This is a genomic window from Pinisolibacter sp. DMC100 (assembly GCF_056313705.1).
In genome coordinates this window covers 484,284-510,377 of sequence record NZ_JBQUZT010000001.1, presented here as the reverse complement: position 1 = coordinate 510,377, position 26,094 = coordinate 484,284, and the positions used below count along the sequence as shown (strand labels likewise).

The 26,094-nt window shown below is 70.1% G+C and carries 19 protein-coding genes, 1 tRNA gene and 2 pseudogenes; 12 read left to right on the top strand and 10 right to left on the bottom strand.

The window, feature by feature from the left end; translation table 11 throughout:
* Nucleotides 1-15: 15 nt before the first annotated feature.
* Both ACT541_RS02430 and ACT541_RS02425 read left to right on the top strand, forming a co-directional pair.
* On the top strand, nucleotides 16-1,545 hold the full coding sequence (locus ACT541_RS02430) for an aldehyde dehydrogenase family protein (protein WP_476133989.1): 1,530 nt from the start codon (nucleotides 16-18) through the stop codon (nucleotides 1,543-1,545).
* 41 nt (nucleotides 1,546-1,586) lie between these two features.
* Nucleotides 1,587-2,945 carry a DUF3100 domain-containing protein gene (locus tag ACT541_RS02425; protein WP_476133988.1) on the top strand — a complete coding sequence of 453 codons (1,359 nt, stop codon included), beginning with the start codon at nucleotides 1,587-1,589 and terminating at the stop codon, nucleotides 2,943-2,945.
* 162 nt (nucleotides 2,946-3,107) lie between these two features.
* Here ACT541_RS02425 and ACT541_RS02420 read toward each other — a convergent pair.
* Nucleotides 3,108-3,257: pseudogene (locus ACT541_RS02420) on the bottom strand (flagellar biosynthesis protein FlgA); the annotation flags it as partial.
* Nucleotides 3,258-3,318: 61 nt separating this feature from the next.
* Here ACT541_RS02420 and ACT541_RS02415 point away from each other — a divergent pair.
* A pseudogene (locus ACT541_RS02415) lies at nucleotides 3,319-4,119 on the top strand (TRAP transporter large permease subunit); the annotation flags it as partial.
* Between the two features lie 191 nt (nucleotides 4,120-4,310).
* Here the strand turns inward: ACT541_RS02415 and ACT541_RS02410 are convergent.
* Nucleotides 4,311-4,400, bottom strand: a tRNA-Ser gene (locus tag ACT541_RS02410).
* Between the two features lie 101 nt (nucleotides 4,401-4,501).
* Nucleotides 4,502-7,525: a putative bifunctional diguanylate cyclase/phosphodiesterase gene (locus ACT541_RS02405; protein ID WP_476133987.1), complete on the bottom strand. Its 3,024-nt coding sequence runs from the start codon at nucleotides 7,523-7,525 to the stop codon at nucleotides 4,502-4,504.
* A 404-nt stretch (nucleotides 7,526-7,929) separates the two neighbouring features.
* Here ACT541_RS02405 and htpG point away from each other — a divergent pair, with 404 nt between their 5' ends.
* Nucleotides 7,930-9,816 (top strand): molecular chaperone HtpG, encoded by a 1,887-nt coding sequence (gene htpG / locus ACT541_RS02400; RefSeq protein WP_476133986.1) that lies wholly within the window; start codon nucleotides 7,930-7,932, stop codon nucleotides 9,814-9,816.
* Nucleotides 9,817-10,013: 197 nt separating this feature from the next.
* Here the strand turns inward: htpG and ACT541_RS02395 are convergent, their stop codons facing one another.
* From ACT541_RS02395 to ACT541_RS02380, 4 genes are all read right to left on the bottom strand, one after another.
* A complete protein-coding gene (locus ACT541_RS02395) occupies nucleotides 10,014-10,496 on the bottom strand; it encodes a cyclic nucleotide-binding domain-containing protein (RefSeq protein ID WP_476133985.1) in 483 nt (160 codons plus the stop codon).
* A gap of 26 nt (nucleotides 10,497-10,522) precedes the next feature.
* Nucleotides 10,523-11,206 carry a response regulator transcription factor gene (locus tag ACT541_RS02390; RefSeq protein WP_476133983.1) on the bottom strand — a complete coding sequence of 228 codons (684 nt, stop codon included), beginning with the start codon at nucleotides 11,204-11,206 and terminating at the stop codon, nucleotides 10,523-10,525.
* 106 nt (nucleotides 11,207-11,312) lie between these two features.
* Nucleotides 11,313-12,218: a TrmH family RNA methyltransferase gene (locus tag ACT541_RS02385; RefSeq protein WP_476133982.1), complete on the bottom strand. Its 906-nt coding sequence runs from the start codon at nucleotides 12,216-12,218 to the stop codon at nucleotides 11,313-11,315.
* Entirely contained in the window at nucleotides 12,215-13,360 is a 1,146-nt protein-coding gene (locus tag ACT541_RS02380; RefSeq protein WP_476133980.1) for a class I SAM-dependent methyltransferase, read from the bottom strand. Before ACT541_RS02380 ends, ACT541_RS02385 begins: the two co-directional genes overlap by 4 nt.
* Before the next feature lie 124 nt (nucleotides 13,361-13,484).
* Here ACT541_RS02380 and ACT541_RS02375 point away from each other — a divergent pair, with 124 nt between their 5' ends.
* The 7 genes from ACT541_RS02375 to ACT541_RS02345 all read left to right on the top strand — a co-directional run bounded on the left by ACT541_RS02375 (nucleotide 13,485) and on the right by ACT541_RS02345 (nucleotide 20,377).
* Entirely contained in the window at nucleotides 13,485-13,970 is a 486-nt protein-coding gene (locus tag ACT541_RS02375; RefSeq protein ID WP_476133979.1) for a GtrA family protein, read from the top strand.
* A gap of 70 nt (nucleotides 13,971-14,040) precedes the next feature.
* On the top strand, nucleotides 14,041-15,186 hold the full coding sequence (locus tag ACT541_RS02370; protein ID WP_476133977.1) for a DNA cytosine methyltransferase: 1,146 nt from the start codon (nucleotides 14,041-14,043) through the stop codon (nucleotides 15,184-15,186).
* A 5-nt stretch (nucleotides 15,187-15,191) separates the two neighbouring features.
* The gene (locus tag ACT541_RS02365; protein WP_476133975.1) at nucleotides 15,192-15,668 is read left to right on the top strand and encodes a very short patch repair endonuclease; all 477 of its coding nucleotides are present in this window, start codon (nucleotides 15,192-15,194) and stop codon (nucleotides 15,666-15,668) included.
* A gap of 114 nt (nucleotides 15,669-15,782) precedes the next feature.
* The gene (gene rpsO, locus ACT541_RS02360) at nucleotides 15,783-16,052 is read left to right on the top strand and encodes a 30S ribosomal protein S15 (RefSeq protein WP_476133974.1); all 270 of its coding nucleotides are present in this window, start codon (nucleotides 15,783-15,785) and stop codon (nucleotides 16,050-16,052) included.
* Nucleotides 16,053-16,491: 439 nt separating this feature from the next.
* Nucleotides 16,492-18,627, top strand: a complete 2,136-nt coding sequence (gene pnp, locus ACT541_RS02355) for a polyribonucleotide nucleotidyltransferase (protein ID WP_476133973.1) — start codon at nucleotides 16,492-16,494, stop codon at nucleotides 18,625-18,627.
* 159 nt (nucleotides 18,628-18,786) lie between these two features.
* On the top strand, nucleotides 18,787-19,341 hold the full coding sequence (locus ACT541_RS02350; protein WP_476133971.1) for a cytochrome b: 555 nt from the start codon (nucleotides 18,787-18,789) through the stop codon (nucleotides 19,339-19,341).
* Between the two features lie 115 nt (nucleotides 19,342-19,456).
* The gene (locus ACT541_RS02345) at nucleotides 19,457-20,377 is read left to right on the top strand and encodes a Rossmann-fold NAD(P)-binding domain-containing protein (protein WP_476136008.1); all 921 of its coding nucleotides are present in this window, start codon (nucleotides 19,457-19,459) and stop codon (nucleotides 20,375-20,377) included.
* Nucleotides 20,378-20,383: 6 nt separating this feature from the next.
* On the opposite strand, the gene ACT541_RS02340 is transcribed toward ACT541_RS02345, so the two are convergent.
* Nucleotides 20,384-21,484, bottom strand: coding sequence for a GNAT family N-acetyltransferase (locus ACT541_RS02340; RefSeq protein ID WP_476133969.1), 1,101 nt, complete (start codon nucleotides 21,482-21,484; stop codon nucleotides 20,384-20,386).
* 174 nt (nucleotides 21,485-21,658) lie between these two features.
* On the opposite strand from ACT541_RS02340, the gene ACT541_RS02335 reads away from it, so the two are divergent.
* On the top strand, nucleotides 21,659-23,908 hold the full coding sequence (locus ACT541_RS02335; protein ID WP_476133967.1) for a GumC family protein: 2,250 nt from the start codon (nucleotides 21,659-21,661) through the stop codon (nucleotides 23,906-23,908).
* 33 nt (nucleotides 23,909-23,941) lie between these two features.
* Here ACT541_RS02335 and ACT541_RS02330 read toward each other — a convergent pair whose 3' ends face one another.
* Together ACT541_RS02330 and ACT541_RS02325 are read right to left on the bottom strand one after the other, a co-directional pair.
* Nucleotides 23,942-24,982, bottom strand: coding sequence for a glycoside hydrolase family 5 protein (locus ACT541_RS02330; protein WP_476133966.1), 1,041 nt, complete (start codon nucleotides 24,980-24,982; stop codon nucleotides 23,942-23,944).
* Between the two features lie 41 nt (nucleotides 24,983-25,023).
* A complete protein-coding gene (locus tag ACT541_RS02325) occupies nucleotides 25,024-25,815 on the bottom strand; it encodes a WecB/TagA/CpsF family glycosyltransferase (protein WP_476133964.1) in 792 nt (263 codons plus the stop codon).
* Between the last annotated feature and the right edge of the window lie 279 nt (nucleotides 25,816-26,094).

Here is a 26,094-nt window from a genome sequence, read left to right as displayed (position 1 = left end):
TCGGAAGGCCGATCGATGACCCTCTTCATGGACCCCCGCCTCGCCGAAGTGCTGGCCCCCCTCTGGCCGAAGGACGCGCCGATCGGCTCGCTCGTCGGCGGCCGCATCATGGTCGGCACCGGCGAGCCGGTGACCGTCGCCGATCCGGCGACCGGGCGCACCCTGCTCGCCTACCCGGATGCCGGCGCCGAAGTGGTGGCCGCGGCGGCGGAAGCCGCGCGCGCCGCGCAGATCGAATGGGCGAAGCTGACGGGCTTCGCCCGCGGCCGCGTCCTCCAGGCGGTCGCTCGCGCCATCCTCGCCGAGGTCGAGCCGCTGGCGCGGCTGGAATCGCTCTCGGCCGGCAAGCCGCTGCGCGACGCCCGCGTCGAGGTGACCAAGGTCGCCGAGATGTTCGAGTACTACGCCGGCTGGGCCGACAAGTTCCACGGCGACGTCATTCCCGTCCCGACCTCGCACCTCAACTACACCCGCCACGAGCCGATGGGCGTGGTGCTGCAGATCACGCCGTGGAACGCCCCGGTCTTCACCTGCGGCTGGCAGCTCGCCCCGGCGCTCTCCATGGGCAACGGCGTGCTGCTGAAGCCGTCGGAGCTGACGCCGCTCTCCTCGATCGTCGTCGGCCTCCTCGCCGAGAAGGCGGGCCTGCCGAGCGGCCTCGTCAACGTGCTCGCCGGTTTCGGCCACACCACCGGCCAGGCGGCGATCGCCAATCCGGTGGTCGCCAAGGTCGTCTTCGTCGGCTCGGTGCCGACGGGGCGGCGCATCGCCGCAGCCGCGGCCGAGCGTCTTCTCCCCTGCGTGCTCGAACTGGGCGGGAAATCCGCCAACATCGTGTTCGAGGACGCCGATCTGGCGCGCGCCGCGATCGGCGCCCAGGCGGCGATCTTCTCCGGCGCCGGGCAGAGTTGCGTCGCCGGCTCGCGTCTTCTGGTGCAGCGCTCGGTATATGACCGTTTCGTCCGGATGGTGGCGGACGGCGCGGCCAAGCTGAAGGTGGGCCGGCCCGACGCGACGGACACGGAGATCGGGCCGATCAACAACGCCAAGCAGTACGACCACGTCCTCGCGATGGTGCGCGAAGGCATCGCCGCCGGCGCCCGGGTCGCCGCCGGGTCCGACGGCACGCCGGCGGACGAGGGCTATTTCGTGCGCCCGACCGTGCTCGCCGACGTCGACAACGCGATGTCCGTGGCGCGCACCGAGATCTTCGGACCGGTGGTCGTCGCCATTCCCTTCGACACGGAAGAGGAGGCGATCGCCATCGCCAACGACACCGACTTCGGTCTCGCCGGTGCGGTGTGGACGCGCGACGTCGGTCGCGGTCACCGGGTCGCGGCGGCCGTCCGGGCCGGCACCTTCTGGGTCAACGCCTACAAGACCATCAACGTCGCCTCGCCCTTCGGCGGCTACGGCGCCAGCGGCTACGGCCGGTCGAGCGGCGTCGAGGCGCTGCACGAATACACCCGCGTGAAGAGCGTCTGGGTTGAAACCGCCGCCGAGCCGGCGGTCGCCTTCGGCTATGCGCCGGGCGTCAGGGATTGAGAAGAACAGGCAATCGTCAGTCGAAGATCGGGGGATCGAACATGAGCAGCATCACCACGGCGGAGCCGGCAGTACCGGCAGGTCCGTCCCGGGCGGGACTGATGGCGAAGATCTTCGTCATCGCCGCCGTCATCGTCCTCGTCGCCGAGACGATCGGCAACGTCTCCATTCCGCTCGGCGGCCCCTACAAGGTGGTGCTGATGCCGCTGCTGTGGGCGCTGTTGATCGGCCTCGCCTTCGGCATCGCCGCGAGCCGCATGCCCAAGGGCTTCGCCCTCGACGCCGGCCAGCAACAGCTCGCCGCCGCCGTGCTGCAGCCGGCGCTGCTGCTGTTCATCGCCAAACTCGGCCTGCTGGTCGGCGGCTCGCTGCCGAAGATCCTCGCCTCCGGCTGGGCGCTCGCCTTCCAGGAGTTCGGCCACTTCTTCGGCACGATGGTGTTCGGCCTGCCGGTGGCCCTGCTGCTCGGCATCAAGCGCGAGGCGATCGGCGCCACCTTCTCGGTCGGCCGCGAGCCGAGCCTCGCCATCATCGGCGAGAAGTTCGGCATGGCGGGCCCGGAAGGCCGCGGTGTTCTCGCCGAGTACATGACCGGCACGATCTTCGGCGCGATCTTCATCGCCATCTTCGCCGGCTTCGTCACCAGCCTCGGCATCTTCGATCCGCTGGCTCTGGCGATGGGCGCGGGCGTCGGCTCGGGCTCGCTGATGGCCGCCGCCTCGGGCGCCATCGCCGCGCAGCAGACGCCGGACGTCGCCAAGGAGGTCGCCGCCTTCGCCGCCGCCTCCAACCTGATCACCACCACCATCGGCACCTATTTCACGCTGTTCCTGTCGCTGCCCTTCACGATCTGGGCCTACGGCGTGCTGGAGCCGATCCTCGGTCGCTTCTCCAAGGTCGACACCTCGAAGGCCGAGGCCCCGGCCGCGGCGTCGGGCGGCCACGTTGACACGAAGTTCTCGCCGCTGGTCCTGCTCGTGGTGTGGGTGATCGCCGGCGCCATCGCGCTGATCGGCAACACCATCACCTACAAGACGGCGCTGTCCTTCGACGTGCTGATCGGCCTGCTGCTGATCCTCGCGCCGGTGGTCGTCGGCTACGCGATCTACGTCGGCACCCGCGGTCTCGTGCCCGCCGTCGTCTGGGTGTCGCTGGTCGCCATGGCCATGACCCATCCGGCGATGCCCTTCGCCGCCCAGGTCACCGCCTTCACCTCGAAGATCAACTTCGTGGCGCTGGCGACGCCGCTGCTGGCCTTCGCCGGCCTGTCGATCGCCAAGGACCTGCCGGCCTTCCGTGCGCTCGGCTGGCGCATCGTCGTGGTGTCGCTGATGGCCAATGCCGGCACCTTCCTCGGCGCCGTGCTGATCGCCCAGTTCTTCATGCACAAGCCGGTCTGACGAGACCGCGCCTTGCGCCGAAGACCGAACGGCCCGCAGGAGATCGTCCTGCGGGCCGTTTCGCTTTTTCGAGCCGGTGATCGGGCGCCGTTGGGCCGGGCGCGGGAAACCGTCCGGCAGGCGGCCGTTGCGGCGGGCGAGTTCGAGGAACAGGGCGCTGTGGTCGAGATCGGCGACGCCGACGACGTGATAGCCGGCGATGTACTTGGCCTGGGCCAGGATCATCGAGCCGCACTTGCCGGCGCCGATCAGGCCGACGCGGACGGGGCGGCCGGCGGCGACGCGCTCGGCGAGGAAGGTGCTGAGATTCATCGGGGTTTCATCCCATGACGGTGCCGCGGACCAGCCACATGCGGCTGACCGCCTTCGTCTCGGCATCGCCTCGGTGACCGGCGTGTCGATCGCCGCGATCTTCACCGCAGGTATCCTGCCGGCGCTGGTGCTGGCGCTCGTCCTCGCCCTCGTCGCCCGCTGCAGGCGGGTCGCGAGACCGACGTCGAGCGGCCCGCGCAGGCGCCGTTCTCGACGGTGCGCAAGACCTTCGTCGTCGCCCTGCCGGCGATGCTGCTGCCCTTCGTCATCCGCAGCGCCGTCGTCGAGGGCATCGCCACCGCGACCGAGGTCTCGACCATCGGCATCGCCTACACGATCGTCGTCGCGCTGGTGATCTATCGCGGCGGCCTGACCCGGCGCTCGGTGATGCCGATGCTGGTGCAGACCGCCTCGCTCTCCGGTGCGATCCTGTTCATCGTCGGGGCGGCGAGCGCCATGGGCTGGGCGCTGACCCAGTCGGGCTTCTCGCACGATCTCGCGGCGCCGATGGCCCGCATCCCGGGCGGACAGGTCGGCTTCCTGCTGGTGTCGGTCGCCGCCTTCGTGGTGCTCGGCAGCGTGCTCGAGGGCATCCCGGCGATCGTTCCTCTTCGGACCGCTGCTCTTTCCCGTAGCCCATCAGATGGGGATCCACGAGGTGCACTACGCGATGGTGGTGATCCTGGCGATGGGTCTGGGCATCTTCGCCCCGCCCTTCGGCCTCTGCTACTACGCCGCCTGCATCATCGGGCAGGTCGACCCGGAAGCCGGCATGAAGCGGATCTGGTTCCATCTGGCGATGCTGCTGATCGGCACGCTGGTGATCACCTTCGTGCCGTGGATCTCGATCGGCTTCCTGTGAGCCGGGCCGGGATCGGCCGACGATCCGACATCCTGGTTCGACCGGGAGGGTCCGGGGGCACGCCCCGGGCCCTTCGTCGTTTCGACGTCGTGCGCTCACGAGGATCGGGCGGTCACGCCGCGAGACGCGGCGACGCACCACGATCCCGCGGTCGGCAGGTTCGCACGTCTGTCGTCGATGTCGGGAAATTATGGCGGTGAGAGAGGGATTCGAACCCTCGATACGCTTTCACGTATACACGCGTTCCAGGCGTGCGCCTTCAACCACTCGGCCACCTCACCGCATTCCCAAGAGGGAAGCGGGGCCTTCATATGCGATCGAAGGCCGGCTGGCAAGACGCCGCGAAGCAGCGCCGACAAGGGGGTTCGCGGGCCGCGCGCGATCAGCCGGCGGTGCCGGCGCGGGCGGCGGTCTTGGCCGGCTGGACCGAAGCTTCGGCGGCGAGAAGGGCCGGGACCTCGCTCTCGCGGACGGCGCGGCCGAACAGCCAGCCCTGGAACTGGTCGCAGCCCTCGCGACGCAGGCGCTCGCACTGCAGGACCGTCTCGACGCCTTCGGCGACCGTGGTGATGCCGAGCGACGAACACAGGCTGGTGACGGCGCGCACGATCGCGGTCGAATCGGCGCTGTCGCCGATGTCCTGCACGAAGGACTTGTCGATCTTGACCTTGTCGAAGGCGAAACGCCGCAGGTAGCCGAGGCTCGAATAGCCGGTGCCGAAGTCGTCCATGGCGATGCGGACGCCGATCTCGCGCAACTGGGCGAGGGTGGCGAGGGTCGCGTCGGTGTCGGCGAGGAGCACGCCCTCGGTGATCTCGAGCTCGAGCCGATCGGACCGGAGCCCCGACCGGCCGAGAGCGCCGAGCACGTCGAGCGTCAGCGCACGGCGACGGAACTGGATCGGAGAGATGTTGACCGCGACGCGGAGCCGCGACGGCCAGGTCGCCGCCACCCGCGTCGCCTCGCGCAGGGCCCAGGCACCGATCTCACCGATCTGGCCGGTCTCCTCGGCGAGTTCGACGAAGTCGAGCGGCGAGATCAGGCCGCGCTCGGGGTGCTGCCAGCGCAGCAGGGCCTCGAAACCTTCGATCCGGCCGCTCGCCGCACCGACCAGCGGCTGGTAGTGGAGCTCGAACTCGCCCCGCTCGATCGCCGAGGCGAGATCGCTCTCCAGCGCCCGGCGTTCGCGCATGCAGGCATCCATGCCGGATTCGTAGAAGCAGGGCGCGCCGCGGCCCTCGCTCTTGGCGCGGCCGAGCGCCAGATCGGCGTGGGACAGCAGCGCGTCGACCTCGGCACCGTCCTCGGGCGCGACCGCGATGCCGATGTTGGCGCGCAGGACGATGCGGTTGCCGTCGATCTCGTAGGGTCGGGCGATCGCCTCGTCGATCCGCCGGGCGAGGTCGCCGACCTCGCGCGGGTCGGAGAGACCGGTGCGCAGCACCGCGAACTCGTCGCCGCCGAGCCGGCCGACGATCGCCTCCTCGACGACGCAGTCGACGATCCGTTCGGCCACCAGCACCAGCAGTCGATCGCCGACGTCGTGGCCGTAGGCGTCGTTGACGGTCTTGAAGTGGTCGATGTCGATGTGGAGCAGCGCGACGCGGCGGTCGGGACTGCGCTCGATCAGCGCGGTGGCGAGGCGGGCGGAGAACTCGGTGCGGTTGGGCAGGCCGGTGGTGGCGTCGAAGCGCGAGAGATGCTCGATCTCCTCCTCCGCCCGCCGCCGCGCGGTGATGTCCTCGTGGGTCACCGCGGCGCCGCCGTCGGCGGTCGGCGAGGCGGTGATCACGACGATCCGGCCGTCGAGGTACTCGTACATCTCCTGGCGCGAACGGCCTTCGGCGACGGCGACGCGGCACAGCGGCACGTCCAGCTCGCGGGCGCCGGCGCCCATCGCCTTGCAGCGCTGCATCAGCGGCAGCAGCGGCGCGCCGACCACCAGTTCGCCGGGACGGAAGCCGTACATCGTCATGAAGGCGTCGTTCCACACCACCAGGCGCTCGTCGGCATCGACGAGGTAGAAGCCCTGCGGCATGGTGGCGATCGCCGTCTGCAACCGGTCGTACTGGCGCGAGATCTGGGTGCGGCTGTCTTCCTCGAGGCGCCGGCGGGCCGAACCGAGTTCGGAGGCCAGCCGCGCGAAGGCCCGCGCCAGGACGCCGAACTCGTCGTCGCGATGGAGCAGACCGCCGGGCAGCGGCCGTTCGAGGTCGTCGTGGCCGTGGACCTGAGCGACGTGGCGGGTGACGCGGTCGAGCGGCACGGCGATGCGCCGCCCCATGTCGCCGGCCACCCCGAGCACCAGGAGGAAGAGCACCAGCGACGTGCCGGCGACCACCGTATAGGCCTCGCCGGTGCTGGTCACCACGTCCTGTCGGGCCGCCTCGTCGAGCCTGCGGGCCGTCGCTTCGAGTGCCCGCACCGCCCGGAAATAGTCGTCGTCGATGGTGCCGAGCTCGTGGCGCAACGACATCTGCTCGTCGCGCAGGGCGATGCGGGCGCGCTGGAGCGCGATCATGCCGCGGGAGCCGACGACCAGCTCCTCGATGTCGTCCCGGACGGAGGCGAGCTCGGTGCTGTCCGACCCCAGGCCGATCTCGTTCATCACCGGTGCGAGATCGCGGATGTCGGCGTCGAGACGGGCGAGCCTGTCGCGCCGGCGACGTTCGAAGTCGTCGAGGGCGATGCGCGTGGACAGGGCGCCGACATAGTCGCTCCACGTGCCGAAGCCGCTGAACTCGGCGAGGTCGCCGCGCAGGCGCGACAGGGCGGCGAAGCCCGGCAGCAGGCGCAGCGCCCCTTTCGGATCGATGGCGCGACCTTCGCCGTCGCGCAGCGCGCCGGTCGCTCGGGTCTCGAGGGCCGCGACCAACTCGTTCGCCCGCGTCAGGTCGACGACGACGCCGTCGCCGGCGATGTCGACCTGATTCTGCAGGGCCGAATCGCGACGGCAGGCGGCGAGTACCGAAGAGGCGATCCGGTTGAAGCGCTGTTCGGCGGCGGCGATGCGCTCCAGGTCGCGCGCGGCGCCGACCATCGCCGCGCGATCGGTCAACGAACGGGTGATCCGCTCGGCGGCGGCCTCGAAGGTCCGCAACTCGCCCTCGGCGGCGTCGACCCCCAGGCACTGCTCGGCGGCGGTGCGCACCGAAGCGCGGACCCGACGGCCGGCATGGGTGATCTCGAGCACGTCGGAGAGCAGCGGCGCGGTGACTTCGGACGTGCGATGCAACGTCGTCGCGATGATGTCGACGTAGCGGAGACCGAGCCCGCCGCTGGCCAGCAGCATCGCACCCATGAAGGCCATCGCGAAGGTCAGGCGTGTTCCGAGTCGGTGCCGGAAGGGCACGCCCTCGGCCGCCCCGCGTCCACTCGCCTTCACCATCTCGCGATACTCGCGCATCACTCGTCACCAGACCGCCATACGAGGAGCGCGACGATCGCCGGGAGCGAGCGCCGAAAGTCCCCCGATCGTCGGACCGGCCCATGCCGATCGACGACCCTTCGTCGGCCGCTAACATGCTTGTAATCGTATTAACAAGTGATTGCTGACCAATGCTGTGAGGCCACTACAGAATGACGCTCCGTCATCAAAGGAGTTGGACAGAGTCTACTTGTGGCGTCCGGTCGCACCCCCGGCATATTCAGACGAAAGCCGTAGAGGCCGGATGGCGGCGGGTGCCGAGCGGCCGATGCGGCCGGCCGGGAATACCCCCTTGAAAGACGCCGCCGCTTCGCCGATATCGACGATCGACGGGCACGTCGCCCTTTTTCATCGAAGACACGACGAAGACGAACGGTATCACGATGACCGAGACCAACGTTCACCCGACGGAATCTCACGCCTTCAAGGCCGAAGTCTCACGGCTGCTGCATCTGATGGTGCATTCGGTCTATTCCAACCGTGACATTTTTCTGCGCGAGCTGATTTCCAACGCGGCCGATGCCTGCGAGAAACTGCGCTATCTCGCCATCGAGACGCCGGCGCTCCTCTCCGAGGACGGCGAACTGGCGATCTCGCTCGCCGTCGACCCGGAGGCGGGGACGCTGACGGTCGCCGACAACGGCATCGGCATGGGCCGCGACGAACTGGCGGAGAATCTCGGCACCATCGCCAAGTCCGGCACCCGCGCCTTCCTCGAGGCGGCCGGCGAGGCGGGGTCGAAGTCGTCCAATCTGATCGGCCAGTTCGGCGTCGGCTTCTATTCGGCCTTCATGGTGGCCTCTCGCGTCGTCGTCACCTCGCGCCGTGCCGGCTCTTCGGAGGCCTGGACCTGGACGTCGAACGGCATCGACGGCTTCGAGCTGACGCCCGCCGCCGAGACCGACGCGCCGGCGCGCGGCACGGTGATCCGGCTCGAACTCTCCGAGGAGGGCCGTCCTTACGCCGACCGTGCGACGATCGAACGCATCGTCGAGACCTATTCGGCGCATGTTCCGGTGCCGATCCGCTTCCTCGAGCCGGGCAAGGACGCGGCGGCGCTGTCGGACGGCTCCGCGCTGTGGGCGAAGCCGAAGTCGGAGATCACGCCCGAGGCCTACAAGGAGTTCTACGGCAACGTCTCCGGCCAGTGGGACGAGCCGGCGCTGACGCTGCACTACCGCGCCGAGGGTCGGCACGAGTATTCGGTGCTGATGTTCGTGCCGTCGATGAAGCCGTTCGACCTGTTCGACCCGGCGCGCAAGGGCCACGTCAAACTCTACGTCCGCCGCGTCTTCATCGCCGACGACGTCGATCTGCTGCCGCACTGGCTGCGTTTCGCCCGCGGCGTGGTCGACAGCGAGGATCTGCCGCTCAACCTGTCGCGCGAGATGCTGCAGCACAACCCGGTGCTGGAGGCGATCCGCAAGAACGTCACGACGCGGCTGCTCTCCGAACTCGCCAAGACGGCGGAGAACGACGCCGACGCCTTCGCCGCGATCTGGGACGCCTTCGGCGCGGTCATGAAGGAAGGTCTCTACGAGGACGCCGACCGGCGCGACGAGCTGTTCAAGATCGCCCGCTTCAAGACCACGACCTCGGGCGAGGGCACGCGGACGCTCGCCGACTACGTCGCCTCGCTCAAGGAGAACCAGACCAAGATCTTCTACGTGCTGGCCGACGACGCGGCGCGCGCCGAGGCGAGCCCGCATCTGGAAGGCTTCCGCGCCCGCGGCATCGAGGTGCTGCTCCTGACCGATCCGGTCGACGCCTTCTGGGTGCGCACCGCGCTCGGCTTCGACGGCAAGCCGTTCCAGTCGATCACCCAAGGATCGGCCGATCTCGACGCCATCCCGCTGGCGGACGAGGGCGAGAAGCCGGTCGAGGCGGAGGCCGACGGCGTCGCGGCACTGGTGGTGCGGCTGAAGGAGGTCCTCGCCGAGGCGGTCTCCGACGTCCGCACCTCGACCCGCCTCGCCTCGAGCCCGGTTTGCCTCGTCGCCTCCGAGTTCGGCCCCGATCGCCAGTTCGAGAAGATCATGGCGCGCCATCAGGGCGCCTCGCCCTTCGGCAAGCCGGTGCTCGAGATCAATCCGCACCACGCCCTGGTCGCGGCGATCGCCGCCAAGGTCGGCAGCGACGACGGGCTGGTCGAGGACGCCGCCCATCTGCTCTTCGGTCAGGCGCGCATCGCCGACGGTGACGTGCCGGCCGATCCGGCCGACTGGGGCCGTCGTCTCGCTCGCGTGATGGAAAAGGCGCTCGGTGCCTGAGGAACCAAGACCGGCGGCCCCTGCGGGGGCGAGGCCGTGCGTGATGCTTCGAGACGGGCGCCCGCTCGGCGCCCTCCTCAGCATGAGGCGCTTTTCATTTTCGAAACAGTCACATACGCCTCATGCCGAGGAGCGGACCGAAGGTCCGCGTCTCGAAGCATCGCGCACATGGTTCGGAAAGACGCTCGAGCCCGCCGTCACGCCCCCGGCGCGCGGTGGCCGTCGATGGCGCCGAAGGCTTCGCCGATGCGGCCGACCTGCGGGGCGAGGCCCTTCAGCCGGTCGGCGACGCGGTCCTTCAGCAGGACGGCGATCTCGGGATAGTTCTCCAGCATGCGGCGGAACAGGGCGCGGCGGATCGACAGCAGCCGCGTCGGCCCGACGGCGAAGCCGGAGAGCACGCGGCGGGTCTCGACGATCATCGCCATCTCGCCGATCAGGCTGCCGGCGCCGACGCGCTCGACCATGCGGGGCGGGCGGACGCTCTCGTCGATCAGGTCGATGCGCCCCTCCAGCACCAGAATGCCGCCCTCGGCCGGGTCCCCGGCGGAGAACACCCGGTCGCGGTCGATGTGCTCGCGCGGTTCGGCGGAGAAGGCGAGAAGCTTCATGGCTTCCGGCCCGATGCCCTGGAAGAAGGGCACCGAGGCGAGCAGGCGAATGTCGCGGTCGAGAGCCATGGCTTTGTCGACGACCTCCCGGTCGGTCAGGGTACGAGCTTGTAGCCGCCGGCTTCGGTGACGAGCAGCTCGGCGTTCGAGGGATCGCGCTCGATCTTCTGGCGCAGGCGGTAGATGTGGGTCTCGAGCGTGTGGGTGGTGACACCCGAATTGTAGCCCCAGACCTCGTGCAGCAGCACGTCGCGCGAGATCGCCTTGTCGCCGGCGCGATAGAGGAACTTGAGGATCGCCGTCTCCTTCTCGGTCAGGCGCACCTTGGAGCCGCGCTCGTCGACGAGAAGCTTGGAGGCCGGGCGGAAGGTGTAGCGATCGATTGTGAAGACCGCGTCCTCGGTCTGCTCGTGCTGGCGCAGATGGGCGCGGATGCGCGCGAGCAGCACGGCGAACTTGAAGGGCTTGGTGACGTAGTCGTTGGCGCCCGCCTCGAGGCCGAGGATGGTGTCGCTCTCGCCGTCGTGGCCGGTCAGCATGATGATCGGCGCCTTGAAGCCGCCCTTGCGCAGGAGCTTCACCGCCTCGCGGCCGTCCATCTCGGGCAGGCCGACGTCCATGATCAGCAGGTCGACCGAATCGTTGCGCGCCGTCTGGATCGCCTTGGTGGCACCGTCGACGGAGGTGGTCTCGAATTCCTCGTAGAGCGAAAGCTGTTCGACGAGCGCTTCGCGCAGGTCGGTATCGTCGTCGCAGATCAGGATCCTTCGGGCCGTCATGGTCGGTCTTCTCTCGATCGCGCGCGTCGGCGCGCGACGCAGGTTTGAGCAGGAGATCACCCTTCGCGAAAGGGCGCAAGTCGGGCGCGGGCCGCGGGATCCGGGCTCAGAGGACGAGCCGCGCGCGGCGGATCTCGTAGAGCATGACGGCCGTCGCCACAGCCAGATTGAGGCTGTCGGCGCGACCGGCCATCGGGATCTTGACGATGCCGTCGCAAGTCCCGACGTGGGCCTCCGGCAATCCCGACTGCTCGTTGCCCATCATGAGCACGCAGGTCTCCGGCCAATCGACCGAGCGGTAGTCCACCGCTCCCTCGAGATGGGTACCGAAGGTCGGAATGTCCAGCCTACGCTTCCAGGCGGCGAACTCCTCGAGGCTCGCGGCGTAGAGCGGCACGTGGAAGAGCGAGCCCATGGTGGCGCGGACCGCCTCGAGCGCGAAGGGGTCGGTGGTGTCGCCGAGAAGGATCACGCCCTTCGCCCCGACCGAATCGACGGTGCGGATGATCGTGCCGAGATTGCCCGGGTCCTTGATGCCCTCGAGCGCCACGAGGACGCCCTGCGGCTTCGCCAGGTCCTCGAGCCGGCCGATCTTCTGGACGAAGGCGGCGACGACCATCTGCGGATTGTCGCGACGGCAGATCTTGGTCAGCACCTCGTCGGAGGTCTCGAGCACCAGCGCCCCGGCGGCCTTGGCGGCGGCGACGGCCTTCATGACGAGCGGCTGCGACTTCACCCGGCTCGCATGGACCAGCGTGCGGATCGGCCAGCCCTCTTCCAGCGCGTCGGTGACGAGCTTCAGCCCTTCCGCGAGGAAGAGGCCGCTCTCGGCGCGCTCCTTCTTCATGTGGAGGGCGCGCAGCTCCTTCACCACCGGGTTGGTGAGGCTGGTGATCTCCTTGACCGCGCCGGCGGGGGCGGCGGGCGCCTCCGGCGGACGGGCGGGGCGGTTGTGGCCGGGGCGGCGATAGAGATCGCGCGAGGCATCGCGCGGCGGGTCGCGGCGGGTCATTGCGGGGCCTCCGGCGTCCAGCGCACGAAGAGCGAGGTGGCGAGCCGGCGGCGGACCGCGTTGCCCGGCGCTTCCGCCTCACGGATGAAGAGCTCGCCCGAGGCGAGATGACCGCCGCGGCCGGCGAAGGCCTCCGCCGCCAGTTCGTGGAACGAGGCGTAGGACGAGCGCATGGCGTAGACGGTGAGGACGAGCGCCAGCGCGTCGTCGGAGAGGAGCCTGCGGCAGGACCGCAACATCTCCGGTAGGTGCTCGAACAGCTGCCAGACCTCGCCGTCGGGACCGCGGCCGTATTTCGGCGGGTCGAGCAGGATCACGTCGTAGCGGGCGCCGCGGCGGACGTCGCGGGCGGCGAACTTGCCGGCGTCGTCGCAGATCCAGCGGATCGGCAGATGGTCGAGACCGCTCTCGCCCTGGTTCTCGCGCGCCCAGGCGATCGACTTCTTGGACGCGTCGACATGGGTCACCTCGGCGCCGGCGGATGCCGCGACGAGGCTGGCGAGGCCGGTGTAGCCGAAGAGGTTCAGGACCTTGGGCTTACGACCCTGCGCCACGGCGCGGGCGATGGCGTCGCGCATCCAGGACCAGTGCGCCACCTGTTCGGGGAAGACGCCGGTGTGGCGGAACGAGGTGAAGCGGCAGGAGAACTTCGCCGCCTCGAAACGCATCGGCCAGGTCTCGGGCATGCGGCGGGCGAAACGCCAGCGGCCGGGGCCCTCCTCCTCGACGTCGCCGGTGAACTGGGCGTCGGCGGCCTCCCAGGTCGCCTCGGGCAGCCGCGGCGACCAGATCGCCTGTTCCTCGGGGCGCACGATGGTGACGTGGCCGTAGCGCTCGAGCTTGCGGCCGAAGCCGCTGTCGAGGAGGCGATAGTCGTCCCAACCGTCGGTCTCGAGCATGCGGGCGGCGAGCGCGTCGCCGGAGGGGCGGCGGGCGGTGAAGATCTCCGGATCGACCGGCGGACGGGCCACGGCCACGGGTTCGGCGCGCTCGCGCGCGGCGGTGTCGCGCGTCGAATCGGAGCGCGCGGCCTTCTCGGGGCGCTCGGCGGGGCGGCGATCGGCCTTCGAACGGTCGATCGGCGGGCGATCCGCCGACGGGCGAGGGCCGCGATCTTTCGGGGGCTTGCGGGAACGGTCCATCTGCGATGTGTTGTCCGAAGCCTCGGCCCCGGTCAACCGCCGGGGCGGAGAAAATCGACCAGAACCGGGGTTCGCACGTCCATCCGCCGCGCAACCGCCGCAATCCGACACGATCAACCTCGTCATGATCTCGCTGCCCGCCTCCATCCCGCCCGCGCTGCGCGCCCGTCTCGAGCGCATCCTCAAGTTCGCGATGACCGGCGGCATCGGCTTCGTCGTCGACGTCGGCGTGCTGACGATCCTCAACGCCGGGCTCGGCGTCGACCCCTACGTGGCGCGCATCTTCGCCATCGCGGTGGCGATGATCACCACCTGGCTGATCAACCGGCGCTACACGTTCGAGGTCCACGACAAGGCGACCACCGCCCGCGAACTCGCCGCCGAGGGCGGTCGCTACGGACTGGTCGCGGTCGGCGCGGCGCTCTTCAACTACGCGACCTATGCCGCGACGCTGTGGACGCTGACGGCGCTCGGCCTCGGGCCGGAGCACATCCTGCCGCCGATCGCCGCGGTGGTCGGCTCGGGCCTCGCCATGTTCGTGTCGTGGTTCGGCTACTCCCGCTTCGCCTTCCGCCACGCCGACCCGCTGCCGCCGATCCGCGAGGGGTGAGGCGCCACCTCCCCCGCTTGACGCGATCGGCCCTCACCTCGAGGATGAGCGCCGAATCGGGGATGGGCGGATGAAGGTCGCGGCACTCTTCGCCGGCATCGGGGGGCTCGAGAGCGGCCTCGCGGCGGCCGGCCACGAAGCGCAGGTCTTCTGCGAGGTCTGGCGTCCCGCCGCGCTCGTGCTGGCCGACCGTTTCCCCGACCGCGACGTGCTGCCCGACGTCCGTTCGGTCGAGAGCCTGCCGGCCCACGAACTCCTCACCGCCGGCTTCCCCTGCCAGGACCTGTCGCAGGCCGGCCGCACGCTGGGCCTCGCCGGTGCCAAGTCGAGCCTCGTCGATCACGTCTTCCGCCTGATGGACGTGGCCCGTCCCGAACACGTGCTGCTCGAGAACGTCTCCTTCATGCTGCGCCTCGACGGCGGCTCGGCGATGACGCGGCTGGTCGAGGCCTTCGAGGCGCGCGGCTGGCGCTGGGCCTATCGCACCGTCGACACGCTCGCCTTCCTGCCGCAGCGCCGCCGCCGCGTCTTCATGCTGGCGAGCCGGACGCTCGACCCGGCCGAAGTGCTCTTCGCCGACGAGGCCGAGCCGGTCGAGGTCGCGACGCGGATCGACACCCACGCCCACGGCTTCTACTGGACCGAGGGCATCCGCGGCCTCGGCTGGGGGCCGGACTGCGTGCCGACGCTGAAGAACGGCTCGTCGGTCGGCATCCCGTCGCCACCGGCGATCCTGATGCCCGACGGCGCGGTCGTCACCCCCGACATCCGCGACGCCGAACGGCTGCAGGGCTTTCCGGAAGGATGGACGCGGGCGGCGGAAGATGCCGGGCTCTCGCGCTTCCGCTGGTCGCTCGTCGGCAATGCCGTCTCGGTGCCGGTGGCGCGCTGGATCGGCGAACGCCTCGCCGCGCCCGGCGCCCACGACACGACCCGCGACCACGATCTCTCCGACAGCGCCCGCTGGCCGGATGCCGCGCGCTTCGACGGCAAGACGCGTCATGCGGTGGCGATCGGGGCGCATCCGGTCGCCGGCCGGCACGAAGGGCTCACCGCCTTCCTCCGCCACCCCGGCAAGCCCTTGTCGCTGCGCGCGACGAGCGGCTTCCTCGAGCGGCTGGGACGGACGAAACTGCGCCTGCCGCAGGGTTTCCGCGAATGCATCGCCGATCACCTCGCCCGCCTGACGGCGGTGGCACCGCGGGCGGCGGAGTGAGCGCCATGGCGGAGGCGTCGGCGAAGCCGGGACGTCCCCTCCCCCAGTCGCCGGAACGCGCGCGCCTGCTCGCACGCGTGAAACAGAAGAAGACGAAGCCGGAGGAGGCGATCGCGCGCGATTTGCGCGATCTCGGCATCGCCTATCGCCGCAACGTGAAGGGGCTTCCCGGTTCGCCCGACTTCGCCAACCGGCGGCGCGGCTTCGCGATCTTCGTCAACGGCTGCTTCTGGCACGCCCACACCGGGTGTAGGCGCGCCACCACGCCGAAGAACAACCGCGCCTTCTGGGTCGCCAAGTTCGCCGCCAACCGGGCGCGCGACGCCGCGGCGATCCGGGCACTCCGGCGGGCGGGGCTGCGGGTCGTGGTGATCTGGGAATGCGAGGTCGCGGAGGCGCGCGCCCGGCTCGCCCGGATCTTCGCCTGCGAGGCGGTCGACGGCGAGACCTGCGCCGGCGCCGGGGAATCCGGGCCGACGTGATTTCGTTGGCTTTCCATCGCCGTTTCGTGCATAAGACCCGCGCAACCGACCCTGCTGGACGACATCCCGGCGGGGCCATGTCTGTTACTCGTCACCCGAAAGGATGATCACCCGATGTCGATCACGGCAGAACGCAAGCTCGAAGTCGTCAAGCAGTACGCGACCCACGAAGGCGACACCGGTTCGCCGGAAGTCCAGGTCGCGGTGCTCTCCGAGCGCATCGCCAACCTGACCGAGCACTTCAAGACCCACGCCAAGGACAACCATTCCCGTCGTGGCCTCCTGAAGATGGTCTCCTCGCGTCGTTCGCTCCTGGACTATCTCAAGGCCAAGGACGTCGCGCGCTACAAGTCCCTCATCGAGCGTCTCGGCCTGCGCCGCTGACGCCGGCGCGGGGGTGCCGGCACGGCCGGCCTCCCCGCGATCGAGCGACGAATTCCCGAGCGGCGCCCGCGTCGCTCATGGAAGAGACTCCCGGAGCGGCGCCAACGCCGCTCTTGGAAGATCATCGGAGCGGCGCTCGCGCCGCCCGAGGAAGTTTTGGAGCGGCGCCAGCGCCGCTCCGGCCTTCCGGCGGATTTCCGCCGAGGTGCCTCCGGCCGCCCGAGTACGGGTTGGCGGCCCGAGGCTCGCGGACCATGGCAGGATCGCCGGGGGCTCGTCCCGCAATCGCCCGAGCCCCCCGCCGTCTTGCTCATGGTCCAACGGACGAGGCCTCGCCCCGTCCGCCCCGAAACAGTCGACGCCCTGCCCCCTCGTGGCGAGCACGGAGCGTCGCGACGCGGCATCGCGATACGCGCGAAGCCGCAAGGACCGAAGAGACATGTTCAACGTTCATCGCGAAGTCATCGATTGGGCCGGCCGCATGCTGGTGCTGGAGACCGGCAAGGTGGCGCGTCAGGCCGACGCCGCCGTCTTCGCCTCCTACGGCGAGACCACCGTGCTGGCGACCGTCGTCGCCGCCAAGGAGCCGAAGCCCGGTCAGGACTTCTTCCCGCTCACCGTCAACTACCAGGAAAAGGCCTTCGCGGCCGGCAAGATCCCGGGTGGCTACTTCAAGCGCGAAGGCCGTCCGTCGGAGGCCGAGACGCTGACCTCGCGCCTGATCGACCGCCCGATCCGCCCGCTCTTCGTCGACGGCTTCAAGTGCGACACCCAGGTGATCGTCACCGTTCTCAGCCATGACCTCGAGAACGCCCCGGACGTCCTGGCGATGGTCGCGGCCTCGGCCGCTCTGACCCTCTCCGGCGTGCCCTTCATGGGCCCGATCGCCGCCGCCCGCGTCGGCTACATCGACGGCGAGTACGTGCTGAACCCGCAGATCGACGAGGAAGTCGAGAACAAGCTCGACCTCGTCGTCGCCGGCACCAACGACGCCGTGATGATGGTCGAGTCGGAAGCCAAGGAGCTCTCCGAAGAGGTCATGCTCGGCGCCGTCATGTTCGGCCACGCCGGCTTCCAGCCGGTGATCGACGCGATCATCCGCCTCGCCGAGAAGGCCGCCAAGGAGCCGCGCGACTTCACGCCTCCGGATCTCTCCGAGATCGAGAAGGCCGTGCTCGAGATCGCCGAGGCCGACCTGCGCGAAGCCTACAAGATCACCGTCAAGCAGGACCGCTACAAGGCCGTCGACGCCGCCAAGGCGAAGGTCATGGCCGCGCTGTTCCCGGCGGACGGCGAAGCCCGCTTCGACAAGGAGAAGGTCGCCGCGACCTTCAAGGAAGTCCAGGCCAAGATCGTGCGCTGGAACATCCTCGACACCGGCACCCGCATCGACGGCCGCGACCTGTCGACCGTCCGTCCGATCGTGGCGGAAGTCGGCGTCCTGCCGCGCACCCACGGCTCGGCGATCTTCACCCGCGGCGAGACCCAGGCGCTGGTCGTCGCCACGCTCGGCACCGGCGAGGACGAGCAGTTCGTCGACGCCCTGACCGGGACCTACAAGGAGAATTTCCTTCTCCACTACAACTTCCCCCCCTACTCGGTCGGTGAGACCGGCCGCATGGGTTCGCCCGGCCGTCGCGAGATCGGCCACGGCAAGCTCGCCTGGCGCGCCATCCACCCGGTCCTGCCGGTGAAGCACGACTTCCCCTACACGATCCGCGTCGTGTCGGAGATCACCGAGTCGAACGGCTCGTCGTCGATGGCCACCGTCTGCGGCTCCTCGCTCGCCCTGATGGACGCCGGCGTGCCGCTGAAGCAGCCGACCGCCGGTATCGCCATGGGTCTGATCAAGGAAGGCGATCGCTTCGCCGTCCTGTCGGACATCCTCGGTGACGAGGATCACCTCGGCGACATGGACTTCAAGGTGGCCGGTACCGCCGACGGCGTGACCTCGCTGCAGATGGACATCAAGATCGCCGGCATCACCGAGGAGATCATGAAGGTCGCCCTCGCCCAGGCCAAGGACGGTCGCATCCACATCCTCAACGAGATGTCGAAGGCGATCACCGCGGCCCGTCCGGAGCTCGGCGAGCATGCCCCGCGCATCGAGACGCTGAAGATCCCCACCGACAAGATCCGCGAAGTGATCGGTTCGGGCGGCAAGGTCATCCGCGAGATCGTCGAGAAGACCGGCGCCAAGGTCGACATCCAGGACGACGGCACCGTCAAGGTCTCGTCCGCCGACCAGAAGAAGATCAAGGCCGCCATCAACTGGATCAAGTCCATCGCCGCCGAGCCGGAGGTGAACGCGATCTACGAGGGCACGGTCGTGAAGTGCATGGAATTCGGCGCCTTCGTGAACTTCTTCGGTTCGCGCGACGGCCTGGTGCACATCTCGCAGCTCGCGCCGCAGAAGGTCGCCAAGGTCACCGACGTGGTCAAGGAAGGCCAGAAGGTGTGGGTCAAGCTCCTCGGCTTCGACGAGCGCGGCAAGGTCCGTCTGTCGATGAAGATCGTCGACCAGGCGACCGGCCAGGAGATCAAGAAGGAAGAGGGCGAGAAGGCCGAAGGCTGATCGCTCCCCTCCCTCGACGTTTCGAAGGGCGCCCCTCGGGGCGCCCTTCTGCGTTTCGGCCGCCCGAACGCCGCCTTACGGCAAGCTGAAGGGCCTCGTCTGGTCGAAATCGGGCGCTCGAGGCACAAGGACGGGACCCCGAAACGAGGAAACCCCGTCATGACCTCCCTGCGCTACGATCCCCTCACCCAAGCCCTGCACTGGATCATCGCCGTCGCCGTGGTGACCGCCTATGCCATCGGTCTCGTCCGCGAAGACCTGCCCAAGGGCGACTTCCGCACCTGGCTGCTGACCCTGCACATGTCGATCGGTCTCCTGGTCGTCGTCCTGTCGGTCGTGCGGATCGGCTGGCGCGTCGGCCGTGCGGCGCCGGCCCCGATCGCCGCATCGCCGGCCCTGCAGCTCGCCGCGCGCGCCGGCCATCTGGCGCTCTACGTCGCGCTGTTCGCGGTTCCCACGGTCGGCCTCCTCGCCGCCTGGATCAAGGGCCGCACCGTCGGCTTCTTCGGCCTGCCGCTGCCGTCGCCCCTCGCGGTCGACAAGCCCTTCGCCGAGCAGCTGGAGCATCTGCACGAGTTCGTCGCCCATGCCATGCTGCTGCTCGCCGGTGGCCACGCGGCGATCGCGATCGTCCACCAGTTCCTGCTGAAGGACGGCACGCTCGCCCGCATGCTGCCCTTCCTCGATCCGGCGCCGAACCGGCCGGCGGAATGACGCGACGCGGGTCGGCGGTCGATTCCGATCGCCGACCCGCTTGACCCAATCCGTTGCCGACCGGCCGCATTTCCGCGATGGTCGCGCCATGACCGAAACCGACACCCTTTCCCCGATCCGCCTCCTCGTCCTCGGCTGGGGCTATTCCGCCCGCCACGGCGTCGCCTGCCTCGGCCGCGACGTCGCATCGCTCGTCACCACCGCCCGCGAGGCCGAGAAGGTCGCGCGGTTGCGTGCCGAGGGTCTCGAGGTGATCGATCTCGCCGCACCGGACGCCGACGCCCGGCTCGCGCAGGCCGCGGCCGAAGCCACCCACGTGCTCGCCTCCGCCGGGCCGAGCGAGGCGGGCGATCCGTTCCTGGCGCGCGTCGCCGACGGGCTCGCGGCCGGCGCGACCGCCGGGACGCTCCGCTGGATCGGCTATCTCTCGACCGTCGGCGTCTACGGCAACACCGACGGCGGCTTCGTCGACGAGACGACCGTGCCGGTGCCGGCCTCGGAACGGACACGCTGGCGCGTGGCGACGGAGAGCGCCTGGAGCGATCTCGGCCGCCGGCTCGGCGTTCCGGTCGGCATCCTCCGGCTCGCCGGCATCTACGGGCCGGGGCGCAACGCCTTCGTCAATCTGGAGCGCGGCACGGCGCGACGGATCATCAAGCCGGGGCAGATGTTCAATCGCATCCATGTCGAGGACATCGGCCGGGCGATCGCCGCGGCGGCGCGGACGCGGCTCGACGGCGTCCTCAACGTCTCCGACGACGAACCGGCGCCGCCGCAACTGCCGATCGAATTCGCCGCCCGGCTGATGGGCATCGAACCGCCGCCGGAAATCCCCTTCGAGACGGCCGAGTTCACGCCGATGGCGCGGACCTTCTGGGGCGAGAGCAAGCGCGTCGGCAACGCGCGCCTGCGCGGCCTCGTCGGCGATCTCGTGCATCCGACCTATCGGGAAGGCCTCGCGTCGCTGTGGACCTCGGGCACCTGGCGCGGCAGCCCCCTCGACCAGGAAGACGCCAGCCCGCGCTTCCGGCGCTGACGCCGTTCAGCCCGCCGCACGCCCGGCGGCGGCGCGGCGGTGCGCCACCACCCGGCGGCGCCACCAGCCGGCGAGGCGGCCCTTGAGGGTGAAGGCGACGAAGAGATCGGCGAGCGGCCGATCCTCGGAGGCGAAGCCCGCCTTGTAGGCCTCGTCGCCGACGGTGAAGTCGAAGAGCGTCACGCCGTCGGCGCGCGCCGCGGCGATCAGATCCTCGATCATCACCAGACCGGGCGACCAGTTCTTCCATGCCGGATCGAAACCGGTGGCGAGGAGCTGGAAACTCGCGCCCGTGCGGGTGCCGAAGCCGGCGGCGAGCAGCTTTCCATCGAGGCGCAGCGTGGCGAGGCGGGCGATCGGGCTCGTCGCGGCGAGATGCCGCCAGAAGGCCTCGACCTCGGCGGGGTCACGGTCGCGGTTGGCTTCGGCGAAACGGGTGCGGCGCTGGGCGAGGAGCACCTCGAAGGCGTCGAGATCCTCGGCGGCGGCGGTGAGCCGGAAGACCAGATCGCCCTTGTTCGCGAGCTTGCGCCGTTTTCGCGCCAGCGAGCGGCCGAGCGTGCCGTCGATCGCCCAGTCGGGCGCGAGGTGCACGACGTGGCCGGCGTTGAGCGAGGGGGTGACGATGCCGATGCCGTGGCGCGGATCGGCGAAGCCGCCGAGATCGCAGGGCAGCTTGTCGAAGACGACGAGGTCGCAGGGCGGCAGCACCTTGACGAGGCGGCGCCAGATCGCCGCGAGGGCCGCCGGATCGGCGGCGACGTCGGGGGCGAGGATGGCGGCGTTGTAGTCGGAGGCGCCGCGATCCCAGAAGCGCAGGATGCGGACGGAGGAGAAGACCTCGAGCGACAGCGGCAAGCGCGCCACCACCCGCCCGTCACGGCCATCGCGCACGTGCGCCACGAAGAGCCGGGCGTCGAGCGCGGCACCGAAGGTCGCCGCCCAGGCGGCGAGCCATTCGGGATGCTGGAAGGGTGTGGCGACGACGGCGTCGGGGGCGTGGTCGAGCAGGGCGAGCGCCGCCGAGACCCCGTCCACGATCGTCGCCTGCCAGTCGCCGTCGTGTCGGCCGCCGTCGTCCATGATCGCCTCGTCGCGTCCCGACATCGGCCGGGATCCCTCTTGGATGCATTGGAATGCCGTGAAGTCAATCAAGGATTAACCTCGTTTCTGTTTCATGGACACCGATCGCGACGCCGTCGCGACCGGTCGACGCGTGCCGCCTCGCCGAGGACGGCTCGACCCCGACCACCGACGGCGCCCACCCGCAAAGGCGAGACCATGGCTTCTCCGACCGCCGGCCCCATTCCCGCGACCACGGAGCCCGCCGGGGCCCGGACGTCTTCGACGTCGGCCGCCGCGCTGGGCTCGCACGTCCTGTCGCGGCTGAAGACGATCGCGAAGATCGCCGCCGTGGTCTTCCTCGTCGCCGTCGCCGGTTGGGCGATCTGGCCGGCCAAGTACAAGGCGACGGCGCTCGTCGCCATCGACCCGCAGTCGCCGCGGATCTCGGGCGAAAAGGATCCGTCCTCGTCCAACGCCAACGAGGCGACCGTCGTCTCCTTCGCGGAAGTGGCGACCTCGGACAGTTTCCTGATCCCGCTCGCCCAGAAGCAGAACCTGATCGACGATCCGGAATATGCCGACGCCTCCGATCGCGGGCCGGCGGCGGTGGCGGCGGAGCTGCGCCGGAACCTCAAGGTGACGCGGCGCGGCCTCTCCTACCTGATCGACATCTCCTTCTCGTCGAAGGACGCCGACAAGGCGGCGCGGATCGCCAACGCGATCGCCGCCGAGATCGTCGAGCGCCAGCAGTCGCTCCGGCGCGGCGCCAACTCCGGCATTTCCGACGCGCTGCGCTCGCGCCTCGCCGATCTGCGCGCCGCCGTGCTCGCCTCGGAGAAGGCGGTCGCGGACTATCGCCAGGCAAACAACCTGCTCGACGTCTCGCCCGACGGCCGCGTCGGGCTGAAGCGGCTGAACTCGCTGACCGAGCAGGTCGGCCCGATCCGCGCCCGGCTCGAGGACGCCCGCGCCCGCTACGACAAGCTGCGCAAGGTCAAGGCGACCGAGGACGTCGATCCGCAGATCTTCCGCTCCGAACGACTGACCGAGCTGCAGACGCGGCTGGCCGAAGAGAAACGGCTCTCGGCCGCCGCCACCCTGACCTACGGCCCGCGCCATCCGAGCCTCGAGGCGGCGCAGGCGCGCATCGCCTCGATCGAGACGGCGATCAAGGCCGAGCGCAACCGCATCGTCGAGCAGGCCAAGGCCGAGGTCGACGTGCTGACCGAGCAGAATGCCGCCTACGAGGCCGAGATCGCCAAGCGCACCCGCGAGCAGCTGACGACCGACCAGAAGGAGGTCGTGCTGCAGGATCTGGTGCGTCAGGCTCAGGCCGATCGTCAGATCTACGAGCAGTTCCTCGCCCGCCAGAAGACCGCCCAGGAACAGGGCGACATCGGCCAGAGCGAGGCGGCCATCGTCTCCACCGCCGCGCCGCCGAGCACCACCGGTCGGCCGCCGCTGCCGATCATGGCACTCGCCGGCCTCGTCGGCGGCCTCGGCGCCGGCGTGCTGTGGGTGCTGTTCGGCCAGATGCCGTCGCCGGTCCGCCGCATCGAGCCCGAGGCACCGCCGGCGCCCGCGATCGAGACCGTCGACGTGCCGCCGCCCCCGCCGGCTCCCCCCGCACCCACCCCGGTCGTCGCGGAGGATGCGGTGCCGACCCCGCCGGCCCCCCCGACCGAGGCGGTCGTCGCGCCGCTCGTCGAGACCCCGGCCGCGCCCGTGGTGGCTGCGCCGATGCCGGTCGCCCCGATGGTCGAGGCGAAGACCGAGGCTCCCGCCGCCGTCGCGACGGTTGCGCCGGAGGTCGCGGCCCCCGTGGTCGAAGCTCCCGCGCCCGTGGCCGCGCCGGTCGCCGTCGCGCCCGTGCCGTCCGAGACCGCCGAACCCACAGCCGAAGCGACGCCGGTCGCCGCGCGCCGGTCGGCCCGACGGGCGAGTGCCGTCGCCGGCGATGCCGAGGCGGCACCCTCGGCGCGGCGCCACGATCCGGCGCAGCGGCGTCGGCGCATGCTGCGTCTGCTCGAGGCCCGTGACGTGCCGCTCGTCGCCGACGTCCGGCGCGAGGATCTGGCGAGCGACGGCGAGGGCCTCGCCGCCTTCGCCGCGACGCTCGCCGGCCATCTCGCCCGGTCACCCGGCCTCGTCGTGTCGGTCGTCGGCACCGGCGACGCCGATCTCGTCGGCGATCTCGCCGACGCACTCGCCGACGCGGTCGAGGCCGAGGACCACACCGTCGCGGTGATCGAGGGCGAGGCGGCGCTGGCGGAGCCGAGCGACGACGATCTGGTGATCGAGATTCTCGACGGCGATCTCGACCCGGAGGAGGGCGAACATCCCTTCGTGCTGGTCGCGGCCGAGGCGACGAAGAGCGGCGAAGAGCGGCTCGAGCCGCTGCTGGCGCGGTGGAGCGACGACCCCGAACGCGTCGTCGTCGCCGCCTTCGTCGGCGATCGCGCCTGAAGGATCGCGGGGCCGGGGCTCAGGGGAACGTCGTCACGGACTGGGGCGCGGCCGGCCGGGGGTCGGGGCGCGGCAGGTCTCGGGGTTGGCCGAAGCCGTCAGCGCGGCGATCAGCCAGTCGTTCCAACGGCCGGTGACCTCGTCCATCAGGGCGAAGTCGTTGGTGAGCTGCCAGTAGCTCCACGACCAGCCGCGCGCCTCGGCGGCGCGGGCCACACGGTACGTCCAGCAGAAGCGCGAACGGCTGTCGCCGCGCTCGTAGGCGCCGAATTCGCCGATCAGCACCGGCCGCCTCTCCGCCTTCGCCCAGGCGCGGATCGTGTCGAAGTCGCGCTCCAGCCGGGCGATCTCTTCCGCCGTGCCCCATTCGACGCCGGTCGCGTCCTTCAGGTTCGTCCAGTGCGTGCCCTGATGGGTGAAGGCGAAGGGCTCGTAGTAGTGGACGCCGACGATCAGATTGCGGTCGTCGGGCGGCAGCGACAGCTTGCCGAGCGCGGTGAAGTGGTTGGAGGCCGCGGGTCCGACGACCACCCGCCGCGTCGGGTTCTTCGCCCGGATGATTCTCAGCGCCATGTCGGCGAGCCGGTTCCAGGTGACGGGATCGACGGCACCGTCGGGCTCGTTGAGGATCTCGAAGACGACGCGGTCGTCGTAGTCGGCGAGCCGAGCGCCGAGCGTCGTCCAGGTCGCGGCGAGACGCCGTTCGCACGAGATCCGGTCCTTGGCGCAGGCGAAGGATTCGTGGACGTCGACGATCACCTGCAGCCGGGCGGTGAGCGCCGTGTCGATCAGGCTCCGCAGCACGCCGATCCAGCGGTCGGTCGGATGCCCGTCGGCGTCGAGATCGGCGAAGGGACGGGTGGCGAAGCGGACGTGGCCGAAGCCCAGTGCCTTCAGCCGGGGAAAGGTCGCGAGGTCGAAACGGGTGCCGTCGCCGGCGGTGAAGATGCCGTCGGAGTGGAACAGGTTGACGCCGCGCCCGAGATCCTCGGCGGCGGCGGCCGGCGTGACGGCGAGGAGGACGAAGAGGGCGGCACGGCGCCCGATCGCGGCAAGGGTCTGGGCGCGCGGCATGGCGGGCTCCGTCGGATCGATCCCGCCGTGATCCGACACGTTCAGCCGGTGCGCGTCAACAGCAGTCTGATGGCGGTGAAGTTGGTGTCGAGATAGCGCAGGCCGAGACGTCGCGGCTCGAGCATCGCCCGCCAGGCCCATTCCAGGCCGACCTTCTGCAGGAAGAGCGGCGCCCGCGAACGCTTGCCGGCGATGAAATCGAACAGGCCGCCGGCGGTCTTGATCACGCCGACCGAGGTCAGCCGGTCGAGATTGCGCAGTACGAAGTGCTGTTCGCGCGGCACGCCCATGCCGACCCACAGGATGTCCGGAGCGGCGGCGTTGATCGCCTCGACCACCGCGGTCTCCTCGGCCTCGGAGAAATAGCCGTCGCGTCCGGCGATCTCGGGCACGTCCGGATAGAGCCGGCGCAGATTGGCGACCGCGGTCGCGTTGACCTCGGCGGTGGCGCCGAGCAGGAACGAGCGGATGCCGGCCTGCGGCGCGATCGTCATGACGTCGTGGATGAGATCGGTCGTCGCGACGCGCTCGGGCAGCGGCGTGCGGCAGAGGAGCCGCGAGGCGAAGACCATCGGCATGCCGTCGGCATGGATGGCGTCGGCGGCGAGGAACAGTGCGCGGACGTCGGGCTCGCGGTCACACAGCGCCAGCACCTGGCCGTTGGCGGAGGTGACGAAGGGCGGGCGACCACCGCGGCCGCGGCGCGCGACGGCGAGATCGCAGAGGCGTCGCGCCGCGGTCGCGCGATCGGTGACGGCGATCGGCAACCCGCCGATCGTCGCGATCGCGCGTGCCTGGTCGGCGACCGGTGTTCCGTTGGCAGACGACGACAAATGGTGCTCCCGTGAACGCGGCCGGGCAATCGGCGAGCGTTCGTTTCTCGACCGTGTCCTATAGTCGCATATCGTTTCGATTTCCTCTCGTCACGCAATCTCTGCGCAACTTTTCGATCGATACGATTTGTTGGTTTTTTTCATCGCATGCTTCCCTGCGCTCGTCGACATCGCGTTTGAACGGGTTGCGATCTTGCGCTATCGAACGGGATGCGCGAAAGCGCGGGGGCGAGCCGGACGGGCGAGACATCGACCGACGGCCCCATCGCTCGGGGGAGC